Below are 10,451 nucleotides of genomic sequence, written 5' to 3' on the forward strand. Positions count from 1 at the left end.
TTCACTGCCATGGGCTAAAGATCTTGGCGGTGTCTTGGCGTTCGCGACGCTGCGTGACGGACTCCTCCGCGGTGTGAAGGCTCCCTTGTGCAGTGGCCATCGTCAGCAAACTCGTGGCCTGGACATTTTGGATGATCGCATCGTGAATCTGCTTGAGGACCAGCCCGTTGGTCACGGTGGCCTGCACAATATTTCTCGAGCTGGAAAGCTGACCAAGCGTGCTGTCGTTAGCCTTAACGCGCTTGTCCATTACGTCCAGAGTGTCGGCTGCAAGAGCTGCGGCATTGGCGGCACCAGCGATTTGCCCCTGTAACAGTTTCCCTTCTGCATCGGAGCCGGTGACTATCCGAGTTGGGTCCTGCGCAATGTTACGCGCCATGGTCGAAACTGGCGCCCGAGCATCAAACATCTGCCCCTCCAGCTTATTGCTCGACGGGTAGTGATTTCCTTGGTTCATTGCGCCCAGCAGTCCCGTGACAGCAAATGACGACTTCAGCATTTCCACCACTTCGATCGTGGCAGCGAGCGTCTCGGCTGACTTTATAAGGATCGCCGCGGCGGAAGCCGCTGTTAAGACCGATTGTGTTTCTGTTACCGGGTCGCTGACGACCCATTGCGCACGGGCCTGTGTGCTAAGCGGAAAGGAAGCAAGCGTTATTACTGCAAGCTTGGCCAATCTCATCAGTATTCCTCCATCAGTCTTGAACTTCGTGGTAACGAGCCATGAACTTGTCGAGCCATCCACTTGGGGCATCTCCGTGCTGGTCACGAAGCTGGTCGGCAAGGCGCACGGTGTTGGCCCGCCCCGAGAGTACGGCTACGTACTCGCGCATCTGGCCAAGATCGAATTCGCAAACAACACTCCCGCTGTCGCGCTTGAGCAAAAACTTGCGGCTGCCAATTGCCATTCCCTGGCGGATTGCCTCGAACTCCTGCGTGGTGCACTTCAAGCCATCGACATACGCGGATCGGTCGGCTGTCGGAGATGGGTAGAAAATTTTCGTCATACATTGTGCAACGAGACTAGCTCCGAGAGGCGATTCCAGCACGTGTTCAGGCTGCTGCGTTGCGAGTATCAACATGCCATTGTTCTTGCGGACGGTGAGCAAGAACTTGTCGATAACAGCCGAGAACTGGGGGTTGAGCAGATAGAAGCGAAACTCGTCGCAGCTCATGACGAACCGACGGCCATCGACAACAGCGCCCACGCGATGCAAAAGATAGGCGGCGGCCGGCGCACAGACCTCCTCAAATTCCAGGAGCTGCGTCATGTCAAAGCCTGTAATCGAGGCATCCAGCCTTACTTCGTCCACATCGCCGTCAAACGCCCATCCAAGCGCATTCCCTCTACACCACCGCTGCAGCCGTGCTCCTGCGCCCTCGGAGGGGCCATGCAGCAGGAATTCGCGCAGGCCCGCAATTGAGCGCATGACGGGTTCAAACGAAAGTTGACGAACAATGCCACGTTCCAGTCGACGGCTTTCCTCCGGCGAGATCGGACCGCGGCCGTCACTCTCGATCAGGGCCATCAACCATTCGCGCAGAAAGTCCAACGAGGCGGAGGTGTTGTCCAGTCCACGCAGGGGGGCCAAGCCGCTTGGAGCGCCTCTGCGCAACGCAAGATATGTCCCTCCCGTGGCTCGCACCAGCAGTTCACCGCCCCGGTCCTTATCGAAAAAGACGATCGCACCATCGCGATTGACCAGGCTTTGCTCAAGCATCGCCAGGATAAAGGTCATCAGCGTCGTCTTGCCTTTGCCGACAGGCCCGAATATCGCCGTCATGCCGACGTCATTCTCATGGGGGATGTAGTCGAAAGAAGTTCCCCCGTTTGTGCGAAAGCGCGCAACAGCCTTGCCCCAGTGGCCGGAACTGGAACCGCTTGGGAAGTTCTCAAATGAGACAAGCCCGGCAAAATTGTAGGAGGTGATCGCCCCGGGGCGCGTGCGCCACCTGTTGTTCCCCGGCAGTTGGGACCAGTATGCGGCCTCCATGCCGATACCCTCTTGGACGATAACGGCGCCCGCGTCTGCCAGCCTTGCGCGCGCATTTGCTCCACGATCTGCAAGGCTATTGAGGCTGTCGGCATGGACGCACAGGCTCCAATGATGCGACCCCATCACGAACTCGTTGCTAGCCAGTGCATCCTCTGCCTCGGCAAGTTCATTGATCTGGGTGAGAGCCTTGTCGCCAGCGCTCGTCATCTGGCTGGACTTGAGGCTAAGCTTCGCATGAGCTTGTGGCCGAGTGAGGAAGGAAAAGCTCTGGCTCAGGACAAGCGGGAAGTTCGCGGACAGCAAGGGATTCAGCATGCCTGGCCGCGTCGTCGCCGGATATTCGCGGAACGAAAACAATGATCCCACGGAGCTACCTCCGGGTCTTCGAATCTCAAGCGCCCGCTTCCCGCAGATGACCTGGTCAGTGTAGATCGAGGCGCCGAGTGAGCCGGTAACCATCGGAACCGGAAGAAACCGGCAAGTCATTATCAGCCGAAGCGCCTCACCAATTTCCGTGAAGAGCACGTTGCCTTTCTCGCGAATACCCAACCGGCGCAGACCGTAACCGCCGAGTGAGCCAGCAATGATCTGCCAGAGGTCTTCCAGGATTCGAATTTGGGTGGCTAGATCGTTGTCATTCCGTCTGAGGGACTTGGCAATGCGCAAGACGATCTTGCCGATTGCGGTGCGGGGGAACACGACCACAGTGAGGAAGTGGTCGTTGCGAAAAAGCTTTCCCGACAGCACACGGCTCTCGTAGGCCTCGCTCAGACTGCCAGCAAATGCACTTTGAAACTGGCGCAGTGCCGGCTCCGGCACATCGTTGTTTCGCACAAGATGAGCGTATATCGAGACATTGTCATCGGCGATGTTGCGCAACAGAGTGTTGAACGCGCGGCAGCGCGAGTTGCGCATCTCAGGGTCTTCCAAATCAAAGGGCAGGCCGTTCACGTGTGCCATGGCCATGATCGATCCGTCTTCCAGAAGGACGACCTGATCGCTTATGTGACCAACATACGGAAGGTAGATCTCGCCAGACCTCTCGGTCCGGCCACTGGCGCCAAACATTACACCATTCCTCTTCCGCGTTTCGGCACTCTGATCGGATTGGCGCTGACGCTCGCGCCGCCCCAGACCGGCCCGTCCACGCTTCTGCCGGCCGTCTGCAAATAGAGGAGCGCGACGCTTGCGGCGTTATAGTCACGCTCAACAACCAGCCGGGCGCCAAACCAGAGTGGCACGAGCACGATTTCATAAAGTGGGTTTTGAAGGACAATGATGACGAGACCAGCCAACATCATCAGCAATCCGGCCAGCGTCAGCGGCACCCCCAGAAACAGTGCGGGACGTGTCGCCGCCACATAGAGGGTGCTCACTTCCAACCGGTCGCTCATCAGCCACCGCCTATGAGCGCCTTGCCCAGGAAGCTGGCGCCGAACATGATGACGATCCCTCCAACGACACCCGCAACCAGGCCAAGTGAAGCACGACCGAACATCCAAGAGATGCCGATGGCCACGAGTCCGAGCACGGCCAGTGATTGTCCGAAGGGGCCAAGTACGAAGGTGCAGATATTCTGGACCATCTTGGCGGGATCCGTCCCTCCGGTCACCTGAGCCGAGGCTGGCCCGATGGAGAAGACCGTCCACGCCGCGCCTGCAGCAGCGGCCGGTACATATTCAGCCGCCGTGCGCAGCATGGAAAAAGGCGAAGGAACACGCGCTTTAAGCGCACGAAGTATGTTGAGTGGCGTCATCATTGTATCTCCATGGGTTCAATCGAATACGAGTTTGTTCGGGTTCGAGGGTTCTTCCGCAGCCTGGCTGCCTGTCGGACCGGAGGGATCGGCCCCGGAGCGGTTTGACTCATACGAGCCCCAGATGTCCCAAGAATTTTGGTTGGGCTGCTTTCCATTGGCCTGTTGGCTCTGTTGGAGCAGAGGCGGCACGGCTTTCCGACCGGGTGCCTCAAGGTGTGGCGCATCTTGAGCGGTCGGCTCCAGGGTTGGCGCGGGGTGACTCGAGATGTCCTTTGCGGCCAACTCGACCTTGCGTACATAACCGTTGGTGAAGCCACGCGTGACGTCGCCCGTGTTGTAGGCCGAGATGGCACGGCGAAGCGCCAGTTGCTGCGCCGGAGCAGTCGTGCCGCCGGCATACCGGCTTTCAAGCAAGTGGGCGGCGGCCGATAGCGAGGCGCAGGGCTCGAAAGCCTTTTCCGGCGTGAGATTGAGGAAGGAAAAGTTCTTGCTGTTTATCTGCATCAATCCGACATCGACAGAATGTTGTGCTTCGAGGCGGTTCTTGATGCCCCGCGTCGCTTCCAGGCGGTCTATCCAGCGAAGCTGCTCACCTGTGGTGTTGTCATGAGCCACCAGCGTTTCAAAGCCACTTTCAATTTTGGCAATCGCGGCGAGGGTGGACGGCGCAACCCAGGGAGCGCATTTGCGCGACAGGCGGTGGAATTCACGGGGCGAAAGTGGCGCGGGCTCGGCTGGGAATGACATGGATGTCAACAGGGCGATGGCCAGCGGCCAAGCTGCAATAAACATTCCTATCCCCTACCTTTCCAAGCGTCCGGACCGGTTCTGGCCCTGTCCGGCACGCGCTTATCGGGGAGGTTTGTTACTGCGTGATGTTCAAGTCCAGCTTTTCGGTTTCAACTGAAACAAAAGACATTTGTTCAGGCGGAAAGGACGCTGGCTGAGCTGACGCAGCAGCATGATGTGCATGCGAACTAGATCACGGATTGAAGTAAGCAGCTTCTGGAAGGAGCCGCGAACGTGTTTCGGCGCGGCGGAGAAATCCGAGCCGAGGTGGACATAAAGGCCGTCCATGCCGAAGCCCGGACAGCTGACGCTCGCGAACCTGGTTTAGCTGTTCGGCCGCGCACTGGATCAGTTGATCATACCCATCGGCAGAAAACCGCACGCCATTGACGGAATCCGACGGGCTATCGCCGGGCACAATCACGATATTCGATTTGGCGCTGTCGAGTTTGAGGTGCTGCCCGTGACGTGACAGGATCAATGTGGAGGTCTCGCTTAATCTGAGAAATGTTAGGTCGGACGGTAACCGCCCTCGACCATAACAAGATGCGATGCCGCCGGCCTTCTCGGAAGAACCCGGCTTGGCAGGAGACATGCTATTTGGCACAAACCGCTGTAGCGAATCACGTTGGTCCTTTCGCCGACGACCTTTCAGGGACTCAAACGCGGCGCTGCTTAACCACGTCGGACTCCCACGAGTCGGACGATGTCGAGATGATCCAGGCCACAAGCGCCGGATAACGTGACGAGGAAGCAAACACATTGCAGGCAACTCGGCATCCATGCCGTCGAACCCGAATAGTGTGAGCGGGCCAGCATCAAACTGACAAAGCGGAGAATCACGATCCGGAAAAGCGAGTCGGCGCTTGAACCTGTCTGGTGCACGGCTAAATGCATGCCGCCAGTCCGCGATAAGGCCCTGCTTTCTACCGATTCTGGACGAGCAACGCCTCCTTACCTGGCCGCCGCAGCGGCGGGTGGATCATGGGGCAGCTGTTCTACATCGGTGCCCTAGGGTTGCTCGGCAACAGCTTAGACAAAGCGATTCGAGATTGAAGGTGAGCCGTTGAAACATGTTCTTGTCATCGATGATGATGCCCCAATGCGGCACCTCATCGCCGAGTACCTCACGATGCATGCCTTGAAGGTAACCGCAGTCCACGATAGCAAGCAGTTTGACTATGTTCTTTCACATGAGCCAGTCGATCTCGTGGTTGTTGACCTTAACCTAGGCCGGGAGGATGGACTTGCGATCGTCCGCAATCTGGCGACAAAATCGCATGTTCCGATCATAGTGATCAGCGGCGACCGGCTTGATGAGGCGGAAAAAGTGGTTGCACTGGAGCTCGGCGCAACCGATTTCATTGCCAAGCCTTTCGGGATGCGCGAATTCTTGGCCCGCATTCGAGTAGCGTTACGAGAGCGCATTCCTCGAACCAGAGATCAGCGCTCATTTCGCTTTGGGGCCTGGAAGCTCAGCGTCAAGCAGCGGCGACTGATCTTTGAGGAGCGTGGTGAGGTCAAGCTTACCGCAGGTGAGTTCAATCTCTTGATCGCGTTCTTGGAGAACCCACGCAACGTGTTATCCAGAGAACGGCTTCTGCTCGCGAGCCGTGTGCGTGGAGAAGAGGTCTGTGATCGAAGTGTCGATGTCCTGATTATGCGCCTGCGCCGAAAGCTGGAGGTTGATGCGGCCAATCCTTGCCTGGTCAAAACGTCCCGTGGTGCAGGGTACTTCTTCAACGCTGACGTAGATGTCAGCTACGGAGGGATCTCGGCAGCTTGACCGGGAGGTATTCTGGAGTTTCCCGAGTACATCCGCCACCGCGACGACTGGAAGAAAAATCGAGCTGATCGCAGGCCACTCGCGGCCTGAAGACGGCGCTCCGCGCTACATCGGTTTCGTCCACGGCTATGATCGCGAGCTGCAATGGCACGTTCTCGACCATCTCAAGCAGCAGGGCGTCCAGGCCAATCAGGATGTTACCTTCATCAACGATGGTGGGAAGAAGTCCGCCCGGTCGCGGAAATGATCGCACGGCGAGCGAGCATGTCCTCGACTGGCTTCATACACCACGCGCATCACGCTCCTTCGCCAGTTCGTGCAAGGGCTCGAAAACCACCGACGAGCAGATCGGACAGGACCTGCTTGAAAGCTTGCGCAGGATCAAATGGCATCTCTGGCATCGTAACCTCTATTGTGCCCGTGACGAAATCGCCGACCTGCAGTTCGACCCGGAAGGTCTCGAAACAGGCTAGCCGAATATGCGCAAGTTCCTGACCGCCGTCGGCGGGTTCCAAGCCTACATCGCCTTCAACGGTGCCAGCCTGGTAAACTTCGACAAGAGCTACCGGTCCGGATATCGCATCAGCGCCTCTGTCTCAAAAGAGCTGTTCTGCTTCGCCCCAGCCGTGGAGCTCAACGTCCGGCGTCGAAGCGCTCTCTGCTTCTGGAGGAAGCCATGAGGTCTGCTCGGGTTTGATCGGAGTCTTGCCTGATGGACGACGTATTTGCTTCGCTCGCTTGCCGCCCCGTGGCGAAGGATTGCGGATTGTCAGTCCTCTGCATCTTCGCCGGTCTCAACAGCACTGTGTAACGTTCAGTGTTTATGATGACGCCCTCTCTGTTCACGCGGTTGTCAAGTGTACCCGTCAGCTCGTCCTGGCTCTCGCGAGTCCTGCCCAAGTGCGGTTCAAACGGTGCTGGCGCCACTTGTCGGGCTTGCTGCTCTTGCAAGACGGCATGTTGCACCTGCGACCCGGCTGCTGCAAAAGCATCCGCGGGGATTGCGGCAAGCTCGTGCGGCAAGCGGCCCTGCCTCAGTCGGTTTTGCAGCGCCTGCCGATCGGCGACGAGGTAGTTGAGGTCCAGTGGCAGCTGCCGTTCTGGCCGCTCTTGGTTCGCCAATCGAAGAACCAGCTCGCGCGTGCCGTCCACCACGAACACGCCGCAATCAACAAGGTTGTTCTGCTGCGCCGTCTCGGGTGTCACCAGGGTGGTCGCGTCCAGTCTTGTTGCGAGCTCTCGGGCAGGCGCGTCATTGTATCCCCGTCGATTTTGCTGGACGGAGTCGTTTTGCTGGACGGAGTCGTAGTGATAGGCGACCGTTCTTTGCGGGTCGCGGCGATCTACGAGCAGCAGCGACCAATGGGTGCCTCGGTTGCTAGGAGTGCCATCGTTCACTGGCACGAACAGGAAGTCGGGTGGGTCGGCGTTTCGATTATAAATCGACTGCAATGTGCCTAGCGCGTCTGGCTGCTCCATGTGGCGCAGCAGATGGGATACCGACGGATCCACCAGCCGCGTTCGAGCGGCGAGCGCTGGATCCGCCTGCTGCAGCTGCTGCTCGAGGAATTCGTAATCCCTCTGGATATGGGCGTCGCTCAGCAGTTCGGTGGCCCCGAGCACCGCCCCCGCGGGGAGGTTGGATGAGCCTGACGGAAAAGCTCCGATCCGAGCATCGGAGGTGGTGGTCAGATCGACCAACGGAACACCGCGATAGGTGTCTGAAAGCCTGGCGGTCGCTGGCGAGACGGGTCCTGGAGCTCTTGCCGGTACTGCTGCCGCTGCAGCTTCGCTCATCGGACCGCGATGGACGAGCGAAAAGTCGTTGCGCCCTTCTGGCCTCTCGGCGGCGTAGCCGCGACCTTCAATCTCGTGGTTCCACTCCTTCTTTTCCGCATCCGGCAAGAAGCCATAACCATAATGGTCCAAGGAAGAGAGCATCGCGCCTGGGACGCCTTGAATCCCATGGGAGAAGCCTTGGGGGACGGCGAATGAGACGTTTATGGAGTTCTCGATCGCAGCGGGCGGGTTCTCAGACCATGCGGAGGGCGCGGCCTCCGCATGCAGCCTTCCGATGTGTTCAGACCCTGTCCATTGAACCGGTACCCCTTCCAATAGCAATTCATCCAACTGCTGCATGGGGGCCTGCATCGGCATGCGGCCGCCTGAATTGCCGATTTCGCTCAGCGGCTGCTGAATGGCGACGGCTTGCGGCGTATTCAGGGCCCTCTGCCGCTCCGCTGGCCACAACAGCGCTGTGGAATGTTCATTGTTGATGATGACCCGCTCGGGTGCCAGGTGGTTGCCCTGGTCAAGCGCATCCGGCCAGGGCCGGATCTGCCGTTGGCTGGCAGCTAAGACTGGCGGGGCGGCGGCCTCAACTCCGGCGTGCCCAGAGCCGGCCGCTGCGAAAGCGTCGGCCACGCTTCTGTCTGACGCGGACTCCGCATCGCGAACCCGTTGCAACGCGAAGAAGAGATTGCGATTGCCTGGAAACAACGTCGCGGCGGATTTGATCCGCGAATTGTGATCCAGCCCAGAGATCGTCTGGCCCCAGCTCCCAAGCGCTTCAGAAAATCTGCGAAGATTCCGACCATAGTTATTACGGCTGCCGAAGCCCAAGCTGCTGTCACTGGCCAATTGTTCTAAGATACGCGCGTCTGCCTTTGAGGGCACCGCTGGCCGCGCGGCAGCAGCTGAATAGCCCGGCTCATGATACGCACGCAGGACGTTCAACGCCGTCTTCATGCCGTGGTTTTCCGGAAAGAAAGTATCGACGTGATCGACCAGGGATTGGTGATTTTTTAGATCAATCGCTTGGCCGCGAGCGCCGAGATCATTCGCCAATCGGCGAAGCGCATGCGAGTATATTCGGACCGTCGCCGCGCTATGGTGTTGCTGGGCCGCAGCGTGGGCGATCGCCTTATCAATAACGTCCCGGTGTTCGCCGGACAGGTGGCGATAGCGGGCTTCACGGGCGCCACTCGCGCCAGGAGCCGGATCGGCTCGGCGCGGTTCGGCCACGTGCTGCTCAAAGCTCACTTGCCGGGCCTGGCCCGCATCCGGCAAGGGGGCATGGGGGTCCAAGAAAGAGAGCATCGCGTCTGGGACGCGTTGAGTCCGATGGGAGAAGCCTTTGGGGACGGCGAATGAGACGTTGATGGAGTCCTCGATCGCAGCGGGGGGTGCCTCAGACCTTGCGGAGGGCGCGGCCTCCGCATGCAGCCTTCCGATGTGTTCGGACCCTGTGCCTTGAACCGGTACCCCTTCCAATGGCAATTCACCCAACTGCTGCATGGGGGGCTGCATCGGCACGCGGCCGCCTGAATTGCCGATTTCGCTCAGCGGCTGCTGAATGGCGGCGGGTTGCGGCGTATTCAGGGTCCTCTGCCTCTCCGCTGTCCGCAACAGCGCCGTGGAATGTTCATTGTTGATGATGACCCGCTCGGGTGGCAGGTGGTTGCCCTGTTCAAGCGCATCCGGCGAGGGCCGGATCTGCTGTTGGCTGGCAGCTAACACTGGCGGGGCGGCGGCATCAACTCCGGCATGCCCAGAGCCGGCCGCTGCGAAAGCGTCCGCCACGCCGCTGTTGAGGTCACCCGGTCCAGCGGGCATCCCGGGGTCGCTGAAAAAAGACGAGGCGGCTTGATCATCCTGCCCTCGCTGAAGCATTTCGCGGAACCCCTGTTCCAGTCGCAGAAGCGCCTCTGGATTGGTTGGCGGCTCGTCAGCTCGATCATCGAACAGCGGCCGGAGCGCCTCGGCCACGTGCTGCTCAAAGCCCACTTGCCGGGCCTGGCCCGCTTGCTCCTCTTCCAAGTCCTGCACCTGCGACAAAGCTGTTACGCGGGATGGATTACTATTTCGCGGGTCCACACTAGCCTCACATCAAACTGTATCGTCAAAATTCTGCGCCAATTCACGCAGCGGGTCATCGAGTTGAGATTCTGCCGAGAGCCCCTCGTCCGCTATCATCAAGGGTGCCGGCTCCGGGAGGGCGCCTGTCTGGCTTTCGAAGATGCATTTAAGGATGCGGTCCGAAAAATATCGCACCTTCCTCAATTGCAATGGTGGCAGGCCTTTGATGAGAACAATCTCGTAGTCTTCATCGAGCAGCCGA

General features: G+C 59.2%; 9 protein-coding genes and 1 pseudogene. 2 read left to right on the forward strand and 8 right to left on the reverse strand.

Features of this window, described 5'->3' with window-relative positions:
- Nucleotide 1 precedes the first annotated feature (1 nt).
- The 6 genes from AC0L2H_RS17075 to AC0L2H_RS17100 form a co-directional block, all read right to left on the reverse strand.
- A complete protein-coding gene (locus AC0L2H_RS17075) occupies nt 2–682 on the reverse strand; it encodes a TrbJ/VirB5 family protein (protein ID WP_019856522.1) in 681 nt (226 codons plus the stop codon).
- A gap of 13 nt (nt 683–695) precedes the next feature.
- Nucleotides 696–3,065 (reverse strand): type IV secretion/conjugal transfer ATPase VirB4, encoded by a 2,370-nt coding sequence (gene virB4 / locus AC0L2H_RS17080; RefSeq protein ID WP_019856521.1) that lies wholly within the window; start codon nt 3,063–3,065, stop codon nt 696–698.
- A complete protein-coding gene (locus tag AC0L2H_RS17085; RefSeq protein WP_019856520.1) occupies nt 3,065–3,391 on the reverse strand; it encodes a type IV secretion system protein VirB3 in 327 nt (108 codons plus the stop codon). Before AC0L2H_RS17085 ends, virB4 begins: the two co-directional genes overlap by 1 nt.
- Entirely contained in the window at nt 3,391–3,696 is a 306-nt protein-coding gene (virB2, locus tag AC0L2H_RS17090; protein WP_019856519.1) for a pilin major subunit VirB2, read from the reverse strand. The genes AC0L2H_RS17085 and virB2 overlap by 1 nt, the downstream gene beginning before the upstream one ends.
- A gap of 75 nt (nt 3,697–3,771) precedes the next feature.
- Entirely contained in the window at nt 3,772–4,548 is a 777-nt protein-coding gene (locus AC0L2H_RS17095; protein ID WP_019856518.1) for a type IV secretion system lytic transglycosylase VirB1, read from the reverse strand.
- A gap of 87 nt (nt 4,549–4,635) precedes the next feature.
- The gene (locus AC0L2H_RS17100; protein ID WP_019856517.1) at nt 4,636–4,833 is read right to left on the reverse strand and encodes a hypothetical protein; all 198 of its coding nucleotides are present in this window, start codon (nt 4,831–4,833) and stop codon (nt 4,636–4,638) included.
- Nucleotides 4,834–5,611: 778 nt separating this feature from the next.
- Here AC0L2H_RS17100 and virG point away from each other — a divergent pair.
- Both virG and AC0L2H_RS17110 read left to right on the forward strand, forming a co-directional pair.
- Entirely contained in the window at nt 5,612–6,331 is a 720-nt protein-coding gene (gene virG / locus AC0L2H_RS17105) for a two-component system response regulator VirG (RefSeq protein WP_019856516.1), read from the forward strand.
- 27 nt (nt 6,332–6,358) lie between these two features.
- Nucleotides 6,359–6,927, forward strand: a pseudogene (locus tag AC0L2H_RS17110) (ISKra4 family transposase); the annotation flags it as partial.
- A 37-nt stretch (nt 6,928–6,964) separates the two neighbouring features.
- Here AC0L2H_RS17110 and AC0L2H_RS17115 read toward each other — a convergent pair.
- Together AC0L2H_RS17115 and AC0L2H_RS17120 are read right to left on the reverse strand one after the other, a co-directional pair.
- A complete protein-coding gene (locus AC0L2H_RS17115) occupies nt 6,965–10,159 on the reverse strand; it encodes a Ulp1 family isopeptidase (protein WP_394811860.1) in 3,195 nt (1,064 codons plus the stop codon).
- A 60-nt stretch (nt 10,160–10,219) separates the two neighbouring features.
- Nucleotides 10,220–10,451: type IV secretory system conjugative DNA transfer family protein (locus tag AC0L2H_RS17120; RefSeq protein WP_473591283.1), on the reverse strand; the 232-nt coding region annotated here is incomplete at its 5' end.

The organism is Mesorhizobium sp. WSM4871 (genome assembly GCF_055811295.1).

Coding starts and splice junctions, on each gene's coding strand:
- AC0L2H_RS17075 (WP_019856522.1), bottom strand. CDS start 682: ATGAGATTGGCCAAGCTTGCAGTAATAACGCTTGCTTCCTTTCCGCTT.
- virB4 (WP_019856521.1), bottom strand. CDS start 3,065: ATGTTTGGCGCCAGTGGCCGGACCGAGAGGTCTGGCGAGATCTACCTT.
- AC0L2H_RS17085 (WP_019856520.1), bottom strand. CDS start 3,391: ATGAGCGACCGGTTGGAAGTGAGCACCCTCTATGTGGCGGCGACACGT.
- virB2 (WP_019856519.1), bottom strand. CDS start 3,696: ATGCTGCGCACGGCGGCTGAATATGTACCGGCCGCTGCTGCAGGCGCG.
- AC0L2H_RS17095 (WP_019856518.1), bottom strand. CDS start 4,548: ATGTTTATTGCAGCTTGGCCGCTGGCCATCGCCCTGTTGACATCCATG.
- AC0L2H_RS17100 (WP_019856517.1), bottom strand. CDS start 4,833: ATGGACGGCCTTTATGTCCACCTCGGCTCGGATTTCTCCGCCGCGCCG.